This is a genomic window from Acinetobacter sp. CAU_H_60 (assembly GCF_058599385.1).
Window position 1 is genome coordinate 2,003,054 of the sequence record NZ_CM178653.1, and the last position, 24,736, is coordinate 2,027,789.

Annotated in this window: 23 protein-coding genes; 7 read left to right on the plus strand and 16 right to left on the minus strand. The window is 42.8% G+C overall.

The features are described from left to right. Positions 1-29 precede the first annotated feature (29 nt). Positions 30-1,310, plus strand: coding sequence for an aspartate kinase (locus AC4MBN_RS09320; protein ID WP_419365509.1), 1,281 nt, complete (start codon positions 30-32; stop codon positions 1,308-1,310). A 248-nt stretch (positions 1,311-1,558) separates the two neighbouring features. After that, complete coding sequence (gene csrA, locus AC4MBN_RS09325; protein ID WP_004784202.1) at positions 1,559-1,816, plus strand: carbon storage regulator CsrA; 258 nt, start codon at positions 1,559-1,561, stop codon at positions 1,814-1,816. Between the two features lie 79 nt (positions 1,817-1,895). Here csrA and rnhB read toward each other — a convergent pair whose 3' ends face one another. The 6 genes from rnhB to yaaA form a co-directional block, all read right to left on the minus strand. After that, positions 1,896-2,486: a ribonuclease HII gene (gene rnhB / locus AC4MBN_RS09330; RefSeq protein ID WP_004784204.1), complete on the minus strand. Its 591-nt coding sequence runs from the start codon at positions 2,484-2,486 to the stop codon at positions 1,896-1,898. A gap of 57 nt (positions 2,487-2,543) precedes the next feature. Further along, positions 2,544-2,924: a hypothetical protein gene (locus AC4MBN_RS09335; protein WP_208462779.1), complete on the minus strand. Its 381-nt coding sequence runs from the start codon at positions 2,922-2,924 to the stop codon at positions 2,544-2,546. 184 nt (positions 2,925-3,108) lie between these two features. Beyond that, positions 3,109-3,453, minus strand: a complete 345-nt coding sequence (locus AC4MBN_RS09340) for a hypothetical protein (RefSeq protein WP_491880153.1) — start codon at positions 3,451-3,453, stop codon at positions 3,109-3,111. Between the two features lie 82 nt (positions 3,454-3,535). Then, positions 3,536-4,537, minus strand: a complete 1,002-nt coding sequence (locus AC4MBN_RS09345) for an adenosine deaminase (protein ID WP_491880154.1) — start codon at positions 4,535-4,537, stop codon at positions 3,536-3,538. 73 nt (positions 4,538-4,610) lie between these two features. After that, positions 4,611-5,933, minus strand: coding sequence for an NCS2 family permease (locus AC4MBN_RS09350; protein WP_004815389.1), 1,323 nt, complete (start codon positions 5,931-5,933; stop codon positions 4,611-4,613). A 1,107-nt stretch (positions 5,934-7,040) separates the two neighbouring features. Then, entirely contained in the window at positions 7,041-7,823 is a 783-nt protein-coding gene (gene yaaA, locus AC4MBN_RS09355; RefSeq protein ID WP_491880155.1) for a peroxide stress protein YaaA, read from the minus strand. Positions 7,824-7,945: 122 nt separating this feature from the next. Here yaaA and AC4MBN_RS09360 point away from each other — a divergent pair, with 122 nt between their 5' ends. Then, positions 7,946-8,578 (plus strand): alpha/beta hydrolase, encoded by a 633-nt coding sequence (locus tag AC4MBN_RS09360; protein WP_419374649.1) that lies wholly within the window; start codon positions 7,946-7,948, stop codon positions 8,576-8,578. 32 nt (positions 8,579-8,610) lie between these two features. Here AC4MBN_RS09360 and AC4MBN_RS09365 read toward each other — a convergent pair whose 3' ends face one another. The 5 genes from AC4MBN_RS09365 to pheA form a co-directional block, all read right to left on the minus strand. After that, on the minus strand, positions 8,611-9,156 hold the full coding sequence (locus AC4MBN_RS09365; RefSeq protein WP_491880156.1) for a GNAT family N-acetyltransferase: 546 nt from the start codon (positions 9,154-9,156) through the stop codon (positions 8,611-8,613). Beyond that, complete coding sequence (locus AC4MBN_RS09370) at positions 9,144-9,509, minus strand: hypothetical protein (protein ID WP_419374651.1); 366 nt, start codon at positions 9,507-9,509, stop codon at positions 9,144-9,146. The genes AC4MBN_RS09365 and AC4MBN_RS09370 overlap by 13 nt, the downstream gene beginning before the upstream one ends. Positions 9,510-9,609: 100 nt before the next feature. Further along, positions 9,610-11,856 carry a bifunctional prephenate dehydrogenase/3-phosphoshikimate 1-carboxyvinyltransferase gene (locus AC4MBN_RS09375; protein ID WP_491880157.1) on the minus strand — a complete coding sequence of 749 codons (2,247 nt, stop codon included), beginning with the start codon at positions 11,854-11,856 and terminating at the stop codon, positions 9,610-9,612. Positions 11,857-11,859: 3 nt separating this feature from the next. Further along, positions 11,860-12,951: a histidinol-phosphate transaminase gene (gene hisC / locus AC4MBN_RS09380; protein WP_419365504.1), complete on the minus strand. Its 1,092-nt coding sequence runs from the start codon at positions 12,949-12,951 to the stop codon at positions 11,860-11,862. A 66-nt stretch (positions 12,952-13,017) separates the two neighbouring features. Then, positions 13,018-14,127: a prephenate dehydratase gene (gene pheA, locus AC4MBN_RS09385; RefSeq protein ID WP_034170724.1), complete on the minus strand. Its 1,110-nt coding sequence runs from the start codon at positions 14,125-14,127 to the stop codon at positions 13,018-13,020. 486 nt (positions 14,128-14,613) lie between these two features. Here pheA and AC4MBN_RS09390 point away from each other — a divergent pair, with 486 nt between their 5' ends. After that, on the plus strand, positions 14,614-15,132 hold the full coding sequence (locus AC4MBN_RS09390; RefSeq protein ID WP_180179014.1) for a DJ-1/PfpI family protein: 519 nt from the start codon (positions 14,614-14,616) through the stop codon (positions 15,130-15,132). Positions 15,133-15,213: 81 nt separating this feature from the next. On the opposite strand, the gene AC4MBN_RS09395 is transcribed toward AC4MBN_RS09390, so the two are convergent. Then, positions 15,214-16,356 (minus strand): acyl-CoA dehydrogenase family protein, encoded by a 1,143-nt coding sequence (locus tag AC4MBN_RS09395; RefSeq protein ID WP_005236468.1) that lies wholly within the window; start codon positions 16,354-16,356, stop codon positions 15,214-15,216. Between the two features lie 166 nt (positions 16,357-16,522). Next, positions 16,523-17,866, minus strand: a complete 1,344-nt coding sequence (locus AC4MBN_RS09400; protein WP_491880158.1) for a dicarboxylate/amino acid:cation symporter — start codon at positions 17,864-17,866, stop codon at positions 16,523-16,525. A gap of 414 nt (positions 17,867-18,280) precedes the next feature. Between AC4MBN_RS09400 and AC4MBN_RS09405 the strand changes: the two genes are divergently transcribed. After that, a complete protein-coding gene (locus AC4MBN_RS09405; RefSeq protein ID WP_491876689.1) occupies positions 18,281-19,282 on the plus strand; it encodes a glycosyl transferase family protein in 1,002 nt (333 codons plus the stop codon). A 59-nt stretch (positions 19,283-19,341) separates the two neighbouring features. Here AC4MBN_RS09405 and AC4MBN_RS09410 read toward each other — a convergent pair whose 3' ends face one another. Together AC4MBN_RS09410 and AC4MBN_RS09415 are read right to left on the minus strand one after the other, a co-directional pair. Further along, on the minus strand, positions 19,342-19,614 hold the full coding sequence (locus AC4MBN_RS09410; protein WP_484458619.1) for a YeaC family protein: 273 nt from the start codon (positions 19,612-19,614) through the stop codon (positions 19,342-19,344). A gap of 2 nt (positions 19,615-19,616) precedes the next feature. Then, entirely contained in the window at positions 19,617-20,555 is a 939-nt protein-coding gene (locus AC4MBN_RS09415) for an NAD(+) kinase (protein ID WP_125279078.1), read from the minus strand. Between the two features lie 191 nt (positions 20,556-20,746). Between AC4MBN_RS09415 and mrcB the strand changes: the two genes are divergently transcribed. Beyond that, a complete protein-coding gene (gene mrcB / locus AC4MBN_RS09420) occupies positions 20,747-23,137 on the plus strand; it encodes a penicillin-binding protein 1B (protein WP_491880159.1) in 2,391 nt (796 codons plus the stop codon). A 14-nt stretch (positions 23,138-23,151) separates the two neighbouring features. Next, the gene (locus AC4MBN_RS09425) at positions 23,152-23,700 is read left to right on the plus strand and encodes a tetratricopeptide repeat protein (RefSeq protein WP_419374656.1); all 549 of its coding nucleotides are present in this window, start codon (positions 23,152-23,154) and stop codon (positions 23,698-23,700) included. A 41-nt stretch (positions 23,701-23,741) separates the two neighbouring features. On the opposite strand, the gene AC4MBN_RS09430 is transcribed toward AC4MBN_RS09425, so the two are convergent. Further along, positions 23,742-24,641: an NUDIX domain-containing protein gene (locus AC4MBN_RS09430; protein ID WP_491880160.1), complete on the minus strand. Its 900-nt coding sequence runs from the start codon at positions 24,639-24,641 to the stop codon at positions 23,742-23,744. Positions 24,642-24,736: the final 95 nt, after the last annotated feature.

Consider the following 24,736-nt stretch of genomic DNA (forward strand, 5'->3'; position numbering starts at 1 on the left):
ATCAGGGTCATGGTTTATATGGAACAACTATGGCATTAATCGTTCAAAAATATGGCGGTACCTCAATGGGTACTCCCGAGCGCATTCTCAATGTTGCTCGTCGTGTGAAGCGCTGGCATGACCACGGCCACAAGGTAGTGGTTGTTGTATCAGCAATGAGTGGCGAAACCAATCGTCTGCTTGCTCTCGCGAAGGCCATTACCGAAACCCCTGACCCACGTGAACTTGACCAAATGGTTTCTACGGGTGAACAGGTAACGATTTCCATGCTCGCAATGGCGTTGAATTCGATCGGTGTTGAAGCTAAATCTTTGACTGGTCGCCAGGTTGGTATTAAAACCGACAGCTCATTTACCAAAGCCCGTATTGAATCAATTGATACTGATGTATTAACTGAAAATCTGGATGCAGGTCGTGTAATTGTGGTTGCTGGTTTCCAAGGCTTTGATGCTGATGGTAATACAACAACGCTTGGCCGTGGTGGTTCTGATACTTCAGGTGTTGCACTTGCTGCCGCCCTGAAAGCCGATGAATGCCAGATTTACACAGACGTAGATGGCGTATATACGACTGACCCTCGTGTTGCACCAAAAGCGAAAAAAGTAGACCGTATCTCTTTCGAAGAAATGCTGGAAATGGCATCTTTAGGTTCTAAAGTCCTGCAAATTCGTTCAGTAGAATTTGCTGGTAAGTACCAAGTACCTCTACGCGTACTCTCAAGCTTCGATAATGACAATGATGGCGCATTTGACGAAGACTTTAAAAACAACGTCGGAACTCTTATTACTACTGAACTGGAAGACAACATGGAACAGCCAATTATCTCTGGTATCGCGTTCAACCGCGACGAAGCTAAACTGACTATTCTGGGTGTTCCAGATGAGCCAGGTATTGCATCTAAAATTCTTAAACCAATTGGTAATGCCAATATCGAAGTGGATATGATTATCCAGAACGTTGAAGAAGATGGTACAACTGATTTCACGTTTACTGTAAACCGCGGTGAACTCGCTAAAGCTAAAAAAATCCTTGAAGAAACCGCTCAAGCGATTGGCGCACGTGAAGTTGCAACTCGTGATGACATCGTAAAAGTTTCGATCGTAGGTGTAGGTATGCGTTCTCACGCTGGTGTAGCGAGCAAAATGTTCACTGCACTTGCTGATGAAGGCATCAATATCCTGATGATCTCTACTTCTGAAATCAAGATTTCAGTAATTATCGAAGAGAATTATCTTGAGCTTGCAGTTCGCTCACTTCACACTGCGTTCGGTTTAGACCGTGAATATGGTGAATCTAGCACACGCGCTTAAGAGAACTACAAAATACCGTCATTGTCTGACAGTATTTCATTAAATCTCTACAAAAATGCAGGGCCACTATAGTTTTTTTTATAGTGGCTCTGTTATATTAAGCCTAAGGATTTTCAACAGTCTGGATAGTTAACCTCTTCATTTCATGGACAGGACTTTCTATTCAGACATTAATTATATAATTTTAGGTTGTGTTTTTTTATTACATTCAATAGATTGCAGGTTTTGCATTTTGCAAGGAGAGAAACATGCTGATTTTGACTCGACGCGTCGGGGAAACTTTAATGATCGGAGACCAAGTCAGCGTGACTGTACTTGGCGTAAAAGGCAACCAGGTTCGTATTGGGGTAAATGCTCCGAAAGAAGTCTCTGTACACCGTGAAGAGATTTACCAGCGTATCCAGCATGAACGTGCAATGCATGAACATCTTCAGCATATTGACCAGGATTATCAGCCTTCTTCTTATGAAGATGACAACCAGACACAAAATAACTTTAACCGTTAATTTTGTATGGCTATAAAAGCGGCTTTTAAGCCGCTTTTAATTTGTCTAATTTTCAACTGCATAGCAAAATAATCAGACTTTATCCCGCCTGCTGCTGATCAAGCAACGCTGCCAGCACTTTTTTCACCGGCCCAAAACTGCGACGGTGCTCATCAATCACCCCGTGTAAGGCAATCGCTTCAAAATGCGCTTTGGTCGGATACCCCTTATGCTTGGCAAAGCCAAATTGCGGATACTTTTGATCCATCTCCACCATCTGGCGATCACGGGTCACTTTTGCCAGAATACTGGCTGCCGAAATCTCAGGATGTAAGGCATCACCACCTACGACGGCATCACAGCTCATCGCAAGGCCCTGAGGAATCTTGTTACCATCGACCAGCACATGTTCCGGCTGAATGCTTAATGCTTCCACAGCGCGGCGCATTGCCAGTAAAGAGGCCTGCAAAATATTATGCTCGTCGATTTCTGCCGCAGAAGCTTCAGCAATCGCCCAAGCCAATGCTTTTTCCTGAATCTCAATAAAAAGTTTTTCGCGCTTCTTCTCGCTTAGCTTCTTGGAATCATTTAAGCCCTCAATCGGGTTATTCGGATCCAATATCACAGCCGCAGCGACCACCGATCCTACTAATGGCCCACGCCCTGCTTCATCTACACCAGCAATGTTCATTTTATTTCCCATAAAAAATAGGCTGAACCAGTCAGCCTATTCAAATTTGATTTTGACTTAGTTTACAGCTTCAGCCACACAAGCGTTAATAGTATTTGCAACAACATTGCCTACAATAGTCGCACGTGCTGTCGGATCAATTGCTGCAGTTGCCAAATCCACCGCAGTCACATTCTGTGGTGCTTTTTCACTCACACAACCACAGATTTCAGACTGGATATTCTGTTTTTGTGTTTCTGTCATTAAACGTGTTGCAGTTTGCCAAGCCGGAATATTATTCAGTTCAGTGACACATTTTGCATTGATGGCAATTTTAATGGCTGCAGAACCGAGCTGCTGACCTGTACTTGCTTGAGTGGTTGTACCCGTACCTTGTGGTGCTACGCAGGCAGAAAGAACAAGTGCTAATGGAGCAACAACAGCCAATAATTTTTTCACGGATTTTATCCTTTTTTCAGCTTTTAAAATATGCGGCTATTGTGCCGAATTTTATCGCAATAAGAAATCTAAAAATGAGTCATGATGTCTAATCTGCACGCAGCCAGACTCATAGCCATCACAGGAAAGAAGACTCACTACTAATCTAAAGGTAAAGTCTGGATAAGCCAGCACCCAAAAATCCTTAATTGATAAACTCACCCATACAGCCTTTTAAGCTATTGGCAATTGCTTTGCGGGTTAGCTCCTTTTTGGTTTCTTCATCAACAGTTGCTTTTAACAGAGTTTTGGCCGGCACACCTTGCAAAGCATGCTCACCCACACAGCCACATACTTTTTGCTGTAAATGCTGTTTATTGGCTTCAGCCATGAAATAAGTCCCCATTTTCCAGACTTTGGAATCTTTCAGCTCTTGGCCACACTGATATTCAATCACAGGTTTCAGGGCTTTCTGAGTCATTGAGGTATCTGCACAAGCAGGATTGATTAAGCTAACAGCCAGAACAGGCCACAGGAATTTTAATTTCATCTTCGGTTCATATATCAGATTAAATAAAAAGGCAGAGCGAACTCTACCCTCTTTGGGCTAACAAATTTGCTGAAATGATATTTTAAGCGAGTGCCTGAATCAGGCTGATCCATTTCTGTTTTTCAGCATCAGAAATAAATGAAGCTTCAAAAGAATTGATTGCCAGCTGTTTAAGTTCTTCATTGCTTAGATCCAAAGCTTCAGCAATGGCAATGAAATTGTCATTCATATAACCACCGAAATAGGATGGATCATCCGAATTCACTGTCACATGCACACCCTGCTGCAACAGGCGACGGATATTATGCTGCTGCATATCATCCACAACACACAGTTTTAGGTTTGATAAAGGACAAACAGTAAGTGGCATCTTCTCTGCAATCAAACGCTGCATCAATTCTGGATCTTCCTCAGAACGTACGCCATGATCAATACGGTTGACTTTTAATAAATCCAAAGCTTCCCAGACATATTCTGCCGGACCTTCTTCACCCGCATGTGCAACCACCAGAAAACCGGCTTCACGTGCTTTGGCGAAAACACGTTCAAACTTAGACGGTGGATGCCCGACTTCACTTGAATCCAGCCCTACTCCAATGATTTGATCTTTATAAGGCAGCGCTTGTTCTAATGTTTCAAATGCTGCTTCTTCACTAAGATGACGCAGGAAACACATGATCAGATGTGAAGTAATGCCTAATTTAGCTTTCGCATCATCACAGGCTTTCTGCAAGCCATTAATCACGGTTTCAAAGGCAATGCCACGCTCAGTATGCGTTTGCGGATCAAAGAACATTTCAGTATGCACGACATTATCATCTGCGCATTTTTCAAAATACGCCCAGGCCAGATCATAAAAGTCCTGTTCATGAATCAGAACATTGGCACCCGCGTAGTAGATATCCAGGAAAGATTGCAGATTATGGAAATTATAAGCCTGCTTCACTTCCTCAACCGATTTATAAGGAATGCTAATTTCATTACGCTGTGCAATCGCAAACATTAACTCAGGTTCAAAGGTACCTTCGATATGCACATGCAGCTCAGCCTTTGGCAAGGCCTGAATCAATTCAAGACGGTTCATCGCTACTCCTGATTAAACCTGAGAAAAAAAAGGGTGCAAACTGAGTTTACACCCTTTTGATATTCGACAAAAATTAGCCGCCAAACATCCAGAACTTCAATGCCCACAGTACTGCGATGATCCACACCATGTATGGCACAGTTTTCGCTTTACCTGTCAGCAGTTTAATCAGCGCATAGCTGATAAAACCCATTGCGATACCATCTGCAATTGAGTACGTAAATGGCATGAATACAATGGTCAGGAATGCTGGAACCGCTTCAGTAATATCATCCCATTCAATATGGACAATACCCTGAATCATCAATACACCGACAAATAGCAATGCAGGTGCAGTAGCAAAACCCGGTACAGATTGAGCCAATGGAGCCAGGAATAAGCAGGCAATGAATAGTAAGCCCACCACAACTGCAGTCAGACCAGTACGACCACCTGCTGCAACACCCGCTGATGATTCAATATAAGGTGTAGTTGAAGAAGTACCCAAAGCAGCACCTGCAACAATCGCAGAAGAATCGGCAAATAATGCTTTTTTCAGACGCGGCAATTTACCATCTTTTAACAGACCTGCACGATGTGAAACACCTACTAACGTACCCGTAGAGTCAAACAGATCGACCAGGAAGAATACGAAGATCACACCGATCAGGCTAGCTGTAAACAGACCTTGAAAGTCCATTTGCAGGAAGGTTGGTGCCAGAGAAGGAATTTGACCCACTACACCCTGGAACTGGTTATAACCTAAAGCAGTAGAAATTGCAGTGATTACCAGAATACTGATAATAATCGCACCACGTACTTTGAAGTGATGCATTACTACCACTAACAGGAAGCCAAGTAGCGCAAGCATAACTGTTGGCTGTTTCAAATCACCCAGACCCACCAAGGTCGCTTGATTATCAACAATAATGCCAGCATTTTTAAGTGCAACTAGGGCCAGGAACAGGCCAATACCACCACCAATTGCCAGTTTGAGTGACATTGGAATGGCATTGACAATCGCCTCACGTATTTTGAACATACTGATGGCAATGAAGACCAGACCAGATACAAATACTGCACCTAATGCAGTTTGCCAAGGCACACCCATTCCCAGACAGACTGAGTAAGTAAAGAAGGCATTCAGCCCCATACCCGGTGCAAGTGCAATTGGATAATTGGCAATAAGCCCCATTACCAAACAGCCAATTGCGGCTGCAAGACAGGTGGCTACAAAGACAGCCCCATGATCCATCCCGGTTTCGGATAAAATCATCGGATTAACAATAATGATGTAACACATTGTCAGGAACGTGGTTACACCTGCCAGAACTTCTGTACGGAAACTGGTTTTGTTTTCACTCAGTTTGAACAGACGTTCCAGCATATTTTCTGAAGATGGATTAGGAGTCGTCATGACCTAGCCCCTATTGAGTAAACTTTATGCTTTAAGCATGCCGCCGGATTCATGAAACTTTATAGAAAACTTCATGAATTTTAAGGATCTGTTAGCAACGAATATGCCAGCTTCGCCATTTAGCGGGTCAAAATGTTTCAATAGCGAACAGTAAGAAAACTGCGCTAGAAAAACTCAAAAAACAATCTAAACAAAAAAGCTGCATAACCCCTATGCAGCTTTTTTCATCATTAGAATCAAATACTTAATTTAAGTAAATTTGATCTAACTTTATCTTTTGCAAATTATAACACATTGATTTCTGATTGCTTCTTAGAATTTATATTTTATTAAAAATTAATATAAGTCAGTTTTATTATTATTAAATTTTCTTTTATTTATTATGATTTTATTTTTATTTTTTTACCTGATTCCTTAATCAAAACGCTTAGTTCAAATCTATTAAGGTCGGGGCCGATTTGCATTCAGCAATTTAGTTGAATGTTGTACTTCTCTCAGAATCTGATGAAGCTCTTCATGTTTTTTTGTTTCGGCCTGTTGGTGAACACAATAACCGAGTAAACCCACCATCAGCACAAAAATAGGAATTGTATAAATTTTCATTTTTGTAGTTGAGTTATGTAACAGCATTAAAGTTATGCTAACAAATTAACAATAAAATTGTGACATAGTCTACAAATAACCCGATAAAATGCAGTTTTTTCAATTATTTAGAGTTTTTATATTCTTCATTTTTCTATACTTCTTATTCAATTAATCATAATTTTTTGAGCCATATTTTTTTATTTTTTAGTCATTTTTTGAATATTAAAAGAAATTAATTGATTGATTCTATTTTTTATTTTTTTAGAAATTTGTCTTTACTATATAAATTTATCGAATGAAAAATATCTTTTAAAGCTCCCTATAGCTTTCATTATTTTATTTAGCTTTTCTTCTAAAAAATTCATCCATTTCCTGTTAAAAATTCTTCTAAATAAATGATATTTTGAAAGTTCCTTCCCTATTTTTTAATTTTTATTCAATTCAACCTAATATTGCTAAACTTAAATTTACCCAAGACTTTTAAGAAAATTTCTTCATTCAGTCTTGGGTGAATCTTTTACCTTAAGCAGCCAGCTGCTCATCACGTTTAAATACCAACTCACCTTTTAGTGAACTTTCAGCATCAAAATAATACCCATCGGTATTAAAGGCTTTTAAGTCTTCAGTTCGTTTGATCTGGTTTTCAATGATAAAGCGCGCCATTAAACCACGAGCTTTCTTGGCATAGAAGCTGATGACTTTATATTTGCCATTTTTCTGATCTAAAAATACCGGCTTGATGATTTCAGCCTGAATTTTGCTTTCTTTCACTGCCTTGTAATATTCATCGGAGGCGATATTGACCAGAATTTCAGACTCTGCTGTTGCCAGGTCATAATTGATCAGATCAGTAATAGTATGTCCCCAGAACTCATAAAGATGAGCACCACGTGGGTTAGTCAATTTGGTTCCCATTTCCAGACGGTAAGGCATCATCAGATCCAGCGGACGCAATAAGCCATATAGGCCGGATAACATACGCAGATGGTTCTGTGCATAATGAATCTGATCCTGCTTTAACTGGTAAGCATCTAGACCGGTATAAACATCCCCTTTAAAGGCAAAGATTGCCTGACGAGCATTGGAAAAATCAAAATCTGGCTGCCAGTCTCTAAAGCGTTCCGCATTCAGATTGGCAATTTTTTCACTGACGCTCATTAAGCTGGCAATTTCAGTTGCTGATAACTTGCGGGCAACTTCTATCAATTCCTGGGAATGTTCAAGCAATCTTGCCTGAGTAAATTGATCGGTAGGTAAAGGTGTTTCGTAATCTAAAGTCTTGGCTGGTGAAATTAAAGCAAGCATAGCAACCTGGTTAAAAAATGATTAATCAAACTATATCAGTAGACTTATTTTAATTCCAATTCATGTTTTTATTTATCATAATCGTTAAAATAGAAAATTCTCCTGCAATTTATCGGTTTTCTATGTCCGAACCAATCTTCCTCCAAGGCCCTGCTGGCCAACTTGAGGTTTTTGTGGATTATCCTCAGGGTGAAGTGAAAGGATTCGCGATTGTTTGTCATCCCCATCCATTACAAGGTGGCACACCACAACATAAGGTTCCGGTGTTACTGGCACAAATGTTTTTAGAGCGTGGTTGTGTTGTCTATCGTCCAAGTTTCCGTGGTTCTGGTCAAAGTGCCGGTCTGCATGATGAAGGCTTTGGTGAAACAGATGATATACTTGAAGTCATTAAATATGCGCGTCACCAGCATATTGGCCTGCCTTTCTTTGCAGGCGGTTTCAGTTTTGGTGCACATGTCATGGCCAAGTGTTACGCCGCCCTGCCAGTTGAACTGCAACCTTCAAAAGTGATTTTGTGTGGTTTACCGACTGCGACCGTAGCTGGCCTACGTCACTATGTTACCCCACCGATCAAAGGTGATATTTTATTTATCCATGGTGAAGCGGATGATGTCACACTTTTATCTGACATGATTGAATGGGCCAAGCCTCAACGTCATCTGGTCACGATCTTGCCCGGTGCAAACCATTTCTTTACTGGTTATTTAAAGCAGCTCCGGATTGCGATGAGCCGTTTCCTCGCATTAAGCTGATCAAGAAAAACCTCATCATTTGATGAGGTTTTTTATTCAGTCATTAAATCTTTAGCGTGTATTTCATAAATTACAGCCCGATATTTAGGCTTATCTAGGTGGCTGGTAATTTTTCCACCCAAGCGCTCTGCAATTTTCCGGCTAGACCAGTTTTCTTCTGCTACCGGATAGCTCAAAACCTTAATCCCTAATGTATTGAAAGCATAGGCCACAATACAACGTACTGCTTCATGTCCATAATGATGACCATGCGCCGTTTCACGAATCCAGATACCCACTTCAGGTATTTCATCATGCAGTCGATGCAAACCACATAGTCCGATAAATTCATGTCTTTCAATATGACGAATCACAAAGATATATTCTTTATGATCAGCCATATTGTTTAGCCAGTTTTGCCAGACTATTGCAAATACCTGTTCAGATTCCGGTGCATCCCATGCCATAAAACGGGTCAGACTCGGGGTAATCAAGGCATAGGCTTCCGCAGCATCGGATGGCTTAAAATAATCTAAAACAAGACGTTCGCTTTGCAGTATGGGCGAAAGTCTTTGAATCGGTTGAATTAGTTTTTCCACTCGAACTCACTAAAACTTTCTTGTTCTTTCAGCGATGCTTCAACGGCTTGTGCCAACTGATTTAATAAACTTTGTTCTGTAATCCGATCCAGCCAGTCCTGTTCTTCATCCGGGTAAGAGGCGATTTCACAAATCAGGTGCCCTTCCTGGTCTCGTGTCTCACAGCTCACTGATAATGGTAACTCGTGTTCATCGACACTTATGGCCACTTGTGCGCCACTTTGCGCCAAGGTTTTAAAGCCATATTTACCGAGCTCTTCCGTCAGCAGATGCGCCACATATTCCTGAGTCTGCTGACTGCCCTGTAATTGTTCCTGGCTCTGAGGGTTGGCCATAAATTTTAATTTTCGCATTGCTACATCCAAATGGCTTTTTTGTTGTATGGTTTTAGCATAAGCCAATATAAACAAAACAGCCAAGCAAAAGCTTGGCTGTTTCATGTAAATTTTAGAATTATTCTGTCACTTCAATCGCCAGACCCGCTTGAGCACTCAATTCAGTGAAGGTTGGGAAGCTGGTTGCGACGGTTTCAGTCCCAACAATCTTGATTTCACTTGAGTTACGCAGACCTGCAATCGAGAAGCTCATTGCGATACGATGGTCATGATGCGATTCAATTTCACCACCTGTGAAGATTGGTGACCAGTCACCTGCCTTACCCTTACCTTCGATAATGATGCCATCATCAGTTGGCGTACAGTCAATGCCCATGGTTTTCAGACCATCTGCCATCACTTGAATACGATCCGATTCTTTGACACGCAGTTCAGCAGCACCTGTCAGGATGGTTTGACCTTCAGCACAAGCTGCCGCTATAAACAATGCTGGGAATTCATCAATTGCTAGTGGCACTTGGTCTTCCGGCATATGAATGCCTTTTAACGTACGTGTACCACGGATCCGGATATCCGCAATCGGTTCACCGCCCGCAATACGTTCATTTTCAACTGTAATGTCAGCGCCCATCTGTTTCAGGATTTCGATGACACCAGTACGAGTCGGGTTAATCCCCACAGCTTCCAAAGTCACATCTGAATTTTCAGTGATCGCCGCACCGACCATAAAGAAGGCTGCAGATGAAATATCAGAAGGCACCTGAATGTTAGTACCTACCAGTTTTCCACCACCTTGCAGGGAAATACGGTTAGCTTCAGTTTTTACGTCATAACCAAAAGCACGCAACATACGTTCAGTATGGTCACGGGTTGGTTCAGGTTCAGTCACTGAAGTTTCACCTTCTGCCCAAAGACCCGCCAGTAGAATGCCTGATTTCACCTGAGCAGATGCCATTGGCAAGTCGTATTGAATACCTTTCAGGTTTTGATTACCAGTAATCGATACTGGTGGTGTACCACGTTCACCCGTAGTTTGAATCTGTGCACCCATTAAACGTAATGGTTTAGCAATACGCTCCATCGGACGTTTAGATAGTGAAGCATCACCAGTCATTACAGAATCAAATTTCTGTGCTGACAGCATGCCAGACAGCAGACGCATGGAAGTACCCGAGTTGCCCATGTAAAGCGCAGACTTCGGTGCTTTCAAGCCTTGCATACCCACGCCATGAATGGTCACTTCACCATTTTTAGGACCTTCAATGCTTACACCCATATCACGGAACGCCTGTAAAGTTGCAAGCGCATCTTCACCCTCAAGGAACCCGGTCACATGCGTTGTACCTTCAGCGATAGCACCAAACATGATGGAACGATGTGACACAGATTTGTCACCTGGCACGGTAAATTTACCCTGGAACGTCTTGGCACCTGGTTGAATGGTAAATTGTTGTGTCACTTTATTTTTCTCCATGAGAGGTTTCTTGGCGAGCATATGATTGAAGTGCTGACGCGCCGCCTGCGCATGCACCAACAAGCCCATTAAGGCTTGTGAATCTTCATCTTCAATCAGCTTGCGGATAATCGCGAGTTGAGCTTCAAAGCCGTCCACGGCATTGAGAATCGCCTTTTTATTGGCAAAAAAGATGTCATGCCACATTTGTGGATCGCTGGCGGCAATACGCGAGAAGTCGCGGAAGCCACCGGCAGCATAACGAAAAATATCCAGATTGTCTTCGCGTTTGGCCAGTTGTTCGACCAGGTTGAAGGCCATCAGATGCGGAAGATGGCTGGTATGGGCCAGCACTTCATCGTGCTTTTCCACATCCATACAAATCACTTCCGCTTTGGCCGCCTGCCACAGTTGAATCAGTTTATCGACCGCCCATTGTCCGCTGCTTGGTAACGGCGTCAAAATCACCTTGTGATTAGCGAACAGATCCACCTTACCCGCATGTACACCAGTATGTTCTGCACCAGCAATCGGGTGCCCCGGCACAAAACCGGCTGGCAGATTTTCACCAAATATGGCTTTGGCTGCATCCACCACATTGCCTTTGGTACTGCCAACATCAGTCAGGATGACATTTTCCGACAGATAAGGCTTGATGGTTTCCAATACCTTTTGCGTTGCACGCACAGGTAGTGCCAGCACCACTAGGTCTGCCCCCTTAACGGCTTCTACAGGATTTGCATAGCCGTTGGAAATCAGACCAAGTGCCTTGGCATCTTCCAAGGTTTTTTGTGAGCGGGTCGATGCCACGATGTCATTGGCTAAATGCTCGGCCTGAATGACACGCGCCAGACTTGAACCAATCAGTCCAAGTCCGATAAAGGCAACTTTTTCAAACAGTGGCTGCGACATAACTTAAGCTTTCGCCTCTAAGCCAAGTACTTTACCTAATGCAGCAAGGAATTTGGCATTTTCAGCTTCAGTACCAATTGATACGCGCAAGTGGTTTGGAATACCCACTGGACGTACGATCACGCCTTCTTTCAACAACTTGTTAAATGTTTCAGCTGGATCAGCCTGTACATCAACCAAGATGAAGTTTGTGCGTGAAGGTACATAGTTCAGGCCTAAAGCTTTGAAGCCAACTTCAAGCTGTGCCATACCTGCTTTATTTACTTGACGAGATTTCTCGATGAATGCTTCATCTTTCAGTGCAGCGACCGCCGCAACCATCGCTAAATGGTTCACGTTGAATGGCTGACGGATACGGTTTAAGAAGTCAGTCACTTCAACAGATGCCAGGGCAAAACCTACACGAAGCGCTGCCAGACCATAGCACTTAGACAGCGTACGGCTGACAATCAGATTTGGATACTGTTTCAGGAATTTCAGGCTATTGAAGTTCTCTGGGAAATATTCCACATAAGCTTCATCCAGTACCACAATCACGTTTGCAGGCACTTTCTGCATGAACGCTTCAAATTCGGCTTCTTCGAACCACGTCCCTGTCGGGTTGTTCGGGTTTGCAATAAAGATCAGCTTGGTGTTGTCTTTTACCGCAGCTGCCATCGCTTCAAGGTCATGCGAGAAACCTTTTGCTGGGACTTCAATTGCTTCTGCATTAATCGCTTGAGTGACCAATGCATATACCGCAAATGCGTGCTGGCTATAAATCACTGAATCTTTTTCAGAAACAAATGCACGGGCAAATATTTCAAGTAAGTCGTTTGAACCATTACCCAAAGTAATCTGGTTATGATCAAAACCGAATTGTGTCTTGATCTGATCTTTCAGGATAAAGCCACCGCCATCAGGATAACGGCCAATTTCCGCCAGTTCCGCAGCCACTGCTTCTTTGACTTTATCTGAACAGCCTAGCGGGTTTTCATTTGAAGCCAGTTTCACGATATCAGTGATGCCCAACTCACGCTCAAGTTCACTGATCGGTTTACCTGGTTGATATGGCTTTAATTTAGAGATGCCTTCATTGGCTGGGACAAACGACATTTTATACTTCCGATTTACAGATGAAACAGTGGCTAGCACCCTCGCACTAACCACGAAAGGCTGCTTTTATAAAACAGCTGCAGGATATGAACCAAGCACGCGGACTTCTTTCACAAGCGGACGAATTTCTTCAATCGCAGCTTTAACATTTTCCTGCTCAATATGACCTTCAAGATCGATAAAGAATACATAAGCCCATTTTTCAGGAAGTGCAGGTCGAGTTTCAATACTGGTTAGACTAATGTTGTGCTTGGCAAATGGAGCCAGAATTTCCAGCAATGCACCGGCACGGTCATGTGCAGACACCAGTAATGAAGTTTTATCATTACCGCTTTGTGGCACTTTTTCACGGCCAATCACCAGGAAGCGTGTCGTGTTCTCTGGGTTGTCTTCAATATTGCTGTGCATAATCTCAAGATTATAAATATTCGCAGCAATTTCAGAAGCGATCGCAGCAGAATGCCATTCATTCTGAATACGGCGTGCCGCTTCAGCATTTGAACTGAGTGCCACACGTTCTACACCTGGATAATGAGCATCCAGCCATTTACGGCATTGAGCCAGAGTCTGCTGGTGTGCGTAGATCTGCTTAATACTGTCTTTACGGGTATTTTCAGAGATCAGGAACTGGTGATGGATGGGTAATTCTACTTCGCCAATCACATTCAGATGCGAAGTCTTGAAACAGTCTAAAGTGTGGTTCACTACACCTTCAGAGGAGTTTTCAACAGGCACCAGACCATAATGCGCACTGCCCGCTTCTACTTCACGGAATACTTCATCAATGGTGGGTAATGGACGCACCACAGCATCATGACCAAAATGTTTCAATACTGCTGAGTGTGTGTAGGTACCAACAGGTCCCAAGAATGCAATACTTTGCGGTGCTTCGAGCGCCAAACAAGCTGACATGATCTCGCGGAACAGACGTGCCATCGTCGTATCTGACAATGGTCCTTCATTGCGCTCCATAACATTGCGCAAAACCTGTGCTTCACGTTCCGGACGGTAAAACAGCGGATTTTCTTCAGATGCGAATTTCGCTTTTGCTACAGCCTCAGCCAAACGTGCACGACGGTTAATCAATTGCTGGATTTGTTGATCAACTGAATCGATATCTTCACGAATTTTAGCCAAATCTAAAGAAGCCGTTGTGTTTTGATCGTCGTTGATCATCGTGATGTCGCCCTTCATAAACCTTATCTGTGCAGTATAACAATAGTGTGCCGTAAATGTTACACAATATAACTTTAGTAGATTAATTCTTAAAAACAGGGAGTTGATTTTAACCGTTCATCGCTTTAGTCATATCTGGTAACATTTCTTTCAGCATTTTCGCATGTTTTACATTATCAAATTGTAAACTTTGCCCGCTCATCTTAACTGATTTTTATCAAGATGAAATATCACTATTTCTTAATCTACATAACGATTTTAAGCATAAGAAAATAAAAATAAAGCCATCTCGATACCTCTAGTTTGACCAATTAAAATCTGAGTGACAGTTCACAATAAAATGCACATAGAAAACTGTTTTTTTAGTCATTTTCCTTTGATTTAATTGGATTTTTTACACTGAATCACTATTTGGTTACAAAGCAGAGACGTTTTTTAAACCTTAAATCGCTAGTCTAATTTAAAACTATATTGGGGGTGCCTATAATGCCAAAAAGAATAGCGGTACTTGTAACGAATAATTTTGAAGATCTTGAATATACTGAGCCTGTTGCGGCCTTACTCGCTGCAGAGCACAGTGTCTGTAATATTGAACTGCATGCCGGAAAAGTCGTACATGGACTACATGGCCAGTCGAGTGTAACCATTGATCGGGGAATTGATCATATCAGTATTGATGATTTTGATGCCTTACTCATTCCGGGCGGTGAATCACCAGTTTCCCTCGCCAACGATACGCGAGTCTTACATTTTATCCAGGCTTTTAATGAGGCCAAAAAGACCATCTTCAGTTTTTGTGATGCATCTTTATTACTCAGTGAAGCTGATGTTTTAAAAAACCGCATCATTACCAGTATCCGTGCACATGCTCCTCGGGTACAACATGCGGGTGCGACTTATTATGATGTCGAACTGGTCAATGACAATAATCAGCTGATTTCATCTCGAGTACCCAATGATTTGCCAATTTTTATTCATGAATGTCTGGATGTACTAAAATCTTAAAATAATAAAACATCTAGATTTCAAGAATATTCTTTCCATAAAAAAAGAGTCCATTTAGGACTCTTTTTTATCTGTTGATTTTTAACGTCCAAGCAGACCACGTGCAACAATTTCTTTCATGATTTCATTGGTACCGCCATAGATCCGTTGAATGCGGGCATCAACAAAGAAACGCGAAATCGGATATTCCGTCATATAGCCATAACCACCAAAGAGCTGAAGCAGATTATCAGCAACTTTCATCTGCATATCAGTAGAGAAACTCTTTAGCGCTGCTGCCGTTTCTACATCCAGCTTGCCTTGCATATACAACTCAACATTCTGGTTATAGAAAGCTGCTGTTGCCAGCTCGTCAATCTTGGCCTGTGCCAGTACAAAACGGGTATTCTGAAACTGGCCAATCGCCTGACCAAAGGCCTGACGCTCTTTGACATATTGAGTCGTTACATCAATCGAGCCACGAATGGCGCCTAGTGCAGTAGCAGCAATAGCAGTACGTTCACGTGGAAGTTCCTGCATCAGATAGACAAAGCCCTGACCTGGCTGACCCAGCAACTGGTCTTTCGGTACTTTGACATTATCAAAGAACAGCTCTGAAGTATCCTGTGAATGCAGACCAATCTTGTCCAGATTCTTGCCTTTTTTAAAGCCTTCCAGATGCGTATCCACCAGCATCAAAGACACACCTTTGGCGCGTGCTTGCGGATCGGTTTTCACGGCTAATACGACTAAGTCAGCATGCTGACCATTGGAGATAAAAGTTTTAGAACCATTCAACAGATAATGGTCATCCTGCAAGATGGCATTGGTTCGCATGGCTTGCAGATCAGAACCTGCACCCGGCTCAGTCATACCAATCGCACCCACTACTTCACCAGACACCATTTTCGGTAGCCAGTATTTTTTTTGTTCTTCAGTACCAATATGCAGGATATACGGCGCTGCGATATCCGAGTGACAAGACAGGCCGGTTGAAATGGCGCTATAACCTGCTCGAGCTGACTCTTCAATCAACATTAGGGAATAGTGGGTCGGAACACCATAGCCACCATATTCTTCCGGAACATCGACACACAAGAAGCCATTTTCGCCCATCGCATTCCAGACTGAACGCGGCATCATGCCTTCACGCTCCCACTCTTCATAGTAAGGCGCTACATGTTCATTCATAAAGCGTTTGAAATTGTCACGGAAAAGTTCCAGGTCAGCATCGTAAGCCAGCATTCTTTTATCCTTATCGTGTTTATCGTTTTATTTCCTGTGCACAGGCTAACTATTTTTAGAAAGGCTGTCATGTACCTGACTTATTTTTTCGCTAACTTCACAGTCAGATAAAAATAAAAAAGGAAGCCGAAGCTTCCTTTTTATGACCTATAAGACGAACTCAAACTTAATGAGCGTTGTTGCCTTCTTGCGCCATTTTTTCATCAATTTCAGCCGGATTTGCTAATGCATAGTTCAGCTTGTCCATGTCTAACTGACCGACCCATTTTGCTACAACCAGAGTCGCCAAAGAGTTCCCGACCAGATTGGTCAAGGCACGGGCTTCAGACATGAAGCGGTCAATACCGAGAATCAAGGCCAGACCTGCAACCGGAATATTACCTACAGCCGCCAAAGTTGCTGCCATCACGATAAAGCCTGAGCCAGTTACACCTGCTGCACCTTTAGAAGAAATAAGCAATACAAGAAGTAAAGTAATCTGGTGGGACAAATCAAGTTGCGTATTGGTTGCCTGTGCAATAAAGATTGCCGCCATTGTCAGATAAATCGAAGTACCATCCAGGTTAAATGAATAACCGGTTGGAATGACCAGACCTACCACTGACTTTTCAGCACCTGCAAGCTCGAGTTTTTTCAACATGCGTGGCAATACAGATTCAGACGATGAAGTACCGAGTACAATCAGTAACTCTTCACGAATCAGGCGAATCATCTTGACAATGCTAAAGCCGGTAAAGCGAGCAATTGAACCTAGCACAATAAAGATGAACAGCAAACAGGTGATATAGAAGCAGATGATCAACTGGGCCAATTGCGCCAGAGAACCGATCCCATATTTACCGATCGTGAAAGCCATCGCACCAAATGCACCAATAGGCGCAAGTTTCATAATCATGTTCACGATGTTAAAGAACACATGTGAAATCTGATCTACCAGTTTGAGAACTGGCTTACCTTGTGCACCCAATTTATGCAGCGCAAAACCGAACAGGATCGCGAATAAAAGCACTTGCAGGATTTCACCTTCAGCGAAAGCTCCCACTACCGTATTCGGAATAATATTCATCAGGAAATCAAGGGTAGACTGCGACTCGCCTGAAGTTACATACTTCGAGATTCCCGCAGTATCCAGACTGGCTGGATCAACATTCATGCCAACACCTGGCTTGGCAATATTAATTACCAGAAGACCAATGATCAGTGCCATCGTTGACACGATTTCGAAGTAAAGTAGAGCGACACCACCAGTTTTACCGACTGATTTCATGCTCTCCATACCTGCGATCCCGCTAACCACGGTACAGAAAATCACAGGTGCGATGATCATTTTAATTAAACGGATAAATGCATCACCCAGCGGCTTAAGCTGTTCGCCCAGACCTGGAACATATTGTTCTGCACCATTAATGATTTGTGTACCACTTGGCGAGAAATGTCCGACGAGGATACCCGCAATAATGGCTACAATCACTTGAAAATAAAGCGACTTATAAATTGGTTTTTTAGCCATAACCTTACTTCACGATATACTTCTAACCAGAAGCAATATTCAGTTTTCACTTATTTTTAAAAAACAAGCGTCCAATACTTCATTGTCTGAAACAAAAAAGTGCCTATGTATCAAGAAATTAATCTGATACTGAAATTAGAATGTGTATGTACGTTTAACAATCACAGGAACACCGATCTTCAAGAAAAATCAGTGCATTGATCAGGAGATGAAGCAAACACAAGAATTGCGTGAAATTTTAACCGCTTTTTAGACTTTTGTTTAACCCGAAATGTTAAATTTGCCTAAATACCAAACAATACTTCTTAGACTATAGTCTTATAAAACTATAATAATTCTGCAAAATAAGAAGGTGAAATACCAATATCAGCGTAAAATATGCCAATACTTGATGAACATGATTGATCTATGCCCATGACCACAAAGCGAAATATTTATAAAGATGCCGAACATCCTTTTGCCCAGTTTATTCGTATTATTGGCAAGGGAAAAAATGGTGCACGTTCTTTAAGCTATGAAGAAGCCTATCAGGCTTTTAGCATGATCCTGAAAAATGAAGTACTGGACGTACAACTGGGCGCTTTTCTGATGCTATTACGCGTCAAGGAAGAATCTGTTGATGAACTCGCAGGCTTTGTGCAGGCAACCCGTGACCAACTGAATTTTAAGGCGCTTGATGTTGATCTAGACTGGTCGTCTTATGCAGGCAAACGCAAACATTATCCTTGGTTCATTCTGGCTGCGCTTACCCTTGCTAAGCATGGCTATAATATCGTGATGCATGGTGCTTCAGGTCATACCTTGAATCGGGTCTATACAGAACAGGTACTTAACTACTTAGGCTATCCGATCTGCCAAAATGATGTTGAGGTGGAACAGCAGCTTAAAGACAAACATTTTGCTTACCTGCCATTGGAGGTGATCTCTCCAATTCTGGCTGAGTTGATCGGGCTACGTAATGTCATGGGCTTACGCTCTCCGATTCATACGCTGGCACGCCTGATTAATCCATTTAATGCCAAAGCAACTTTACAGGCTATTTTCCACCCTGCTTATCGTAGTTCACATCAGCAGTCCGCTTATAAATTAGGTTATCAAAATAGTGCGGTCATTAAAGGTGAAGGTGGCGAATTTGAACGTAACCCGGATGCCAAAACTTTAATCTGTGGAATTAAGAATGGCGAACTTTATGAGCACGAATTACCAAAACTGACTGACAACCGTAGTCCGATTGAAGAAGAGCTGGATCTGGCTGTGTTTAAGCAAGTATGGGAAGGTCAACGCTCACATGAATATGGGGAAATTGCAGTTGTCGAAACTATGGGCATTGCACTGTATACCATGGGTGAATGTGACAGCTATGAAGTAGCGATGCAAAAAGCCAGAGAACTCTGGAATAGCCGTCTTTCGGTTTGATCAGACCAGAAAACAGACATTAAAAAAGACCACATCTGTGGTCTTTTTTTCGGTTTCGATTAAACGAAACGGATCGGCTTGAATTCCGGCTCATTTTTGTGATGATCATCATCACATTGTTCGCCCTCTTCTTTAGTGCCACGATCGATATAACCGCTACGTTCGGTTTCTGGCAGGTTTTTCATTTCCCAGGCATAGACAGCCTGCATACAGGTGTGACGCTGCTCCTGAGTCAGCGCTACACCATTCGGCCATTTGCCAATTTCAATGGCTGTTCTTAAGCGTTCTACAATCTCAGGATTGAGTACGGCAAGCATTTGTTCAATATTCATATTTAATCCTGCTTAAGATAGTCGAAGTCCTGATTCCAGCCCAGTTTGGTTCGACATGCATTATAGAAGTCATAACCTGGCGGATGCAGAAGATTCAGTTTAAAGGGATGCTTACGAATATGGACGCTATCGCCAACATTCAAAGACACACTGTGTTGTCCATCCGCACTCACCATCGGCAGTACGCGATTTTCACGAATCATCAGTTTAATTTCACTATGCCCTCCGACCACAATCGGACGTGAAGACAAGGTATGCGGATGCATCGGCACCAGCACAATTGCATCCATACTTGGATGCACAATCGGTCCACCACCGGACAGTGCATAGGCTGTCGAACCGGTCGGTGTAGACACAATCAAGCCATCACTATGCTGGCGATAGACATATTGTCCATCAATATTCAGCTCGAAATCAATCATGTGTACCGATTTGCCCGAGTGCAAGACCACATCATTCAGGGCAATCGCATCATAGATGATTTCACCTTTGGAGCGAACTTCCATTTCCAGCAAGAAACGGCGTTCTGCCTGAAAATCACCTTTTAATACCTGATCCAGTTTGAAGATGACTTCAGTTGGCTTGATATCGGTCAGGAAGCCCAAACGACCACGGTTCACCCCGATCACTGGCGTATTGTATTTTACCAATGCCCGCGCTGCATGTAACAGTGAACCATCCCCACCCACCACAATGACCAGATCAACCACTTCGCCCAACAAGGCACGGCTAACTGTTTGGGTATTCTGATAAGGAACCAGTTCAGCTGTATCTGCATCAAAAACAGGATGTAGACCTAAATTGAGCAGATGATCGTGGATCAGGCATAAGGTTTCAACCACTGAAGATTTATCCGGGCGTCCAATCAACCCGATATTTCGAAATGTCTTGTGGGAAATTTGCACCAGTGTCGTCGCTCCGCTTCGAATCCTGCTTATCATAACATTAAGCTTGAATAGGATGACAATTTATAACATGACAAAGCTGTGCAGGATTGAATTGAAATAGATTGAAATTAAGGAGAAAATGTGAAGTTTAATTTTAATTTTAATCTCAATAATTGATTAAATATTGCAAAATAATGAAAAGCTTCGCATGATTAGCACAATTTCACAGGGTCTTATCGTCATTTATGAAATCTGAACGAGGTATGGGGTTCATTGCCTTAATCTTCTCCATTCTAGTCATTTCTGCATTTGTAGCATTTAGTATCTATTTGATTAAATTAGATAATATTGTGCGTGAAAAATTTGAGGGTCAACGCTGGGATATTCCGGCCAAGGTTTTCGCACGCCCGATGGAAGTGTATGTAAATGCCCCTGTCAGCCAGCAGGATTTCCAACAAGAATTAAAATTACTGGGTTATAAAGGTTCAGACAGCTATACCAAATCGGGCAGCTTTGTCAGCACTGGCAATACCATGTATGTGCATACCCGTGGCTTTGATTTTGGCGATCGCGTTGAACCTGAACAGGTATTGAAAGTTAGCTTTAATGGCGATCAGATTGCTGAAGTAAGTGCGACTAAACCCTCTTCTAGCGGGATTGCCCGTCTGGAACCTTTATTGATTGGTGGTATTTACCCGCAGCATAATGAAGACCGTGTGCTGATTAAGCTCAATAAAGTGCCTAAACCGTTAATTGATGCTTTAATTGCCACTGAAGACCGCAATTTCTACAATCACCATGGCGTATCTCCACGCGGGATCGCACGTGCGGTAGTGAGCAATATTACTGGTGGTAAGCGTCAAGGTGGTTCAACCCTCACCCAACAGTTGGTCAAGAATTTTTATTTAACGCCAGAACGTACCTTAAAACGTAAGGTAAATGAAGCCTTTATGGCGATGCTGATTGAATTGCATTATGGCAAAGATGAGATTCTGGAAGCCTATTTAAATGAAGTGAATCTGGGTCAGAACGGTAACTATTCCGTAAATGGTTATGGTCTGGCTTCACAATTTTATTTTGGCTTGCCACTACGTGAACTGAATATTTCCCAACAGGCCTTTTTAGTCGGTCTGGTCCAAGGTCCAAGCCTGTATAACCCATGGCGCAATCCTGAACTTGCGAAAAAACGTCGTGATGTGGTTCTGAATAATATGCTGGTAATGGGTAATCTGACTCAAGATCAATATGAAACAGAAACTGCCCGTCCGCTGAACGTGATTTCCAAGCCAACTTTAGGCCCTGCCCGCTTCCCGGATTTTCTGGACATCGTTCGCCGTCAGTTGCGTACCGAATATCAGGAAACTGATTTAACCAATCAGGGTCTGCGTATTTTCACCACCTTAGATCCATTGGCACAAACCCGAATTCAGGACAGCTTTAAGGAAAGCGTAGCCCGTTTAAGTAAAGGCAATCCAGGTCGTCTAAAAGATTTGCAAGGTGCTGTTCTGGTCGCACACCCTGAAAATGGCGAACTGGTTGCAGCGGTAGGTTCTACTCAGGACTTTACCGGTTTTAACCGGGCTTTAGATGCCAAGCGTCAGGTGGGTTCATTACTCAAACCGGTGATTTATCTGACAGCGCTAGAATCGAATCGTTACCACTGGGCCAGTCCAATTGAAGACAGCCAGATCACCATTCAAAGTGATGGCAAACCATGGACACCGAAAAATTATAGTGGTAGCGCACATGGTGTAGTACCGATGTCTCTTGCCCTGTCACAATCCTATAACCTGTCTGCGGTGCGTTTGGCACAGGAATTTGGCCTGTCGACCTTTATCAACCATCTGCAAAAATTTGGTGTGACTTCTGACATTCCATCTTATCCATCTATTTATTTAGGTGCAGTAGATATGTCACCGATGGAAGTGATGAATATTTACGGTAACTTCGCAACAGGTGGCTTTAAATATCCGGTGAAATCGATTCGTTCTGTAGTTGATGCGAATGGCCACTCGCTTGAACGTTACAGCTTAAGTGTTCAGCCGACGATTGATCCAGCATCAGCCTATGCTCTGAATTATGGTTTACAACAGGTCATGTCGAGTGGTACTGGTCGTTCTGCTTATAACAGTTTGCCACGCAACCTGAATCTGGCGGGTAAATCGGGTACGACAAACGATACCCGTGATTCATGGTTTGCAGGTTATTCTGGCAACTATATGGCAGTGGTCTGGTTAGGTCTGGATGACAACAAAGTCACTGGATTAACCGGTTCTTCAGGTGCACTTCCAGTTTGGACCAATGTCATGAAACAGCTCCGTCAGAAGTCGGTGAATCTGGCTCAGCCTAATGAAATCGAATGGCACTGGCTGGACCGTTCTACAGGTAAACTGACTGCCCAAGGCTGTGATGGTGCCATGTATATTCCGATTTCACGTCATGCCCTGCCAAATCAGGCGACTGCTTGTGGCATCTCACATTACGCCACTGAGCCTTATACGATTGATTCAGAACCTTCACCAGAAGATGAGGAAGAAGATGATCTCAGTCGTTATATACAAGAAAGTGAAACAGAAATAGAACGCGAAGTTGCTAAACAAACCCGTATTATCGCGAGTGGAAGTTATAGCCAATAATTGAGTCTATGTTTATGTTAAGAAAATTGATTCCTGGTCTGCTCATCCTCGGTTTGGTGGGCTGCCAAAGCATATCGGAGCCAGAACAGCCTGCGGCTCCGTCCAAACCTCCGGTTCAACAAAAACCAAAATCCTCTACACCTGATGGTGTAGTGATTACGCCCTATGATCGACCGGAGATTAAACGTCAGAAGATTGTGATCCCTGAGCAAAAGCCCCAGGCACAAAAATTTGATGATGGACGTAACTTGCCTGCATTTAAAAAATTGATGCAGCAAACTCAGCAAGCCTATAGCAAGCAGCAATATAATCAAGCTGAAACTTCTGCCGTACAGGCTCAGCGTTTGGCGCCTCAAGCTTCAGAAACTTATCTGTATCTTGGCTTGATCGCAAACCGTAAAAACCAGCCGGCCCGTGCTGATGCATTTGCCCTACGTGGTTTAAGCTATGCACAGACCAATGCAATGAAAAAGCAGCTCTGGCAGGTGCGCCTGAAAGCAGCTCAACTGCAAAAAAACACCAAAGCCATTCAGCAAGCTCAGCAGGCCTTAAAGAAATTTTAAGGCCCTGGCGTGAGCCCTGTTATTTATAATAAGTTTCTAACTTAAACATAACGGATCCCTGCAATCCCATAAGCATACTGGTTTTGAGCATGGTCTAGATCTTCAGCTTTCAAACCGCCTAAAGCAAATACAGGAATCTGTACCTGTTCAGCCATCTGTTTAAATTTTTCCCAGCCCAAAGCTGCAGTATCAGGATGTGTCTCTGTTGCCAGTACCGGGCTGAGTAAAGCTGCTTCACAGCCTATGTTTTCTGCATGTTTTAATGCTTCCAGATCATGACAGGCTGCAAGATAACGATAGCCACCAGTCAGCTCCCCTTTTTGCAGTTGCATCAATTGAGACTGTTTCAGGTGAATCGTGCGAATGGTTTGCTGCTGCAATTCATTCAGTTGTGACCAAAGTTCCTGATTGATGATCAATCTGGATAACTGATCGACTGGAATCTGCTGTAACTGGCTGATGTGTTCAGGGCTGGCCAATACTCGCCAATACAGCATCTGGTCTGTTTCCAGATTATTCAGGTGACTTAAGTCGTCAGAAATTTTGATCTTGCGCGGCCATTGCAGCTTTTGAATCATGGCCTGATTGGCTTTAGGAAAATTTAGTTCACTGAGTTCATCCCGGCTATACCAGCGCCATTGCTGCTTGATTCCAGCTAATTGTTCTGGCTGAACCGAAGCATGGAAAATATGTAGATTGACGATGACATCTTCATATTCATGCGAAATAAAATCAAAAGCCTGCCATTGCTCAATATCAATTCCGACTTCTTCAATCACTTCACGTCGACATGCCTCTATAGGCAATTCGCCCTGTTCTACTTTTCCGCCTGGAAACTCATATTTATTGCCCTGATGCTGTTTGGCTTCACGCCAGCCGACCAGCACCTGATTTTGATGAAATAAAATAGCGATTGCGACATGAATCGTGGCTTTGGACATAATGTTCTGAACCATTGAAGTTTTACAGATTGTAAGCAAATTAGAGTTTTTTATAAATGAAGCAATTATTCGTTGACAGATCTATTCGATAATGA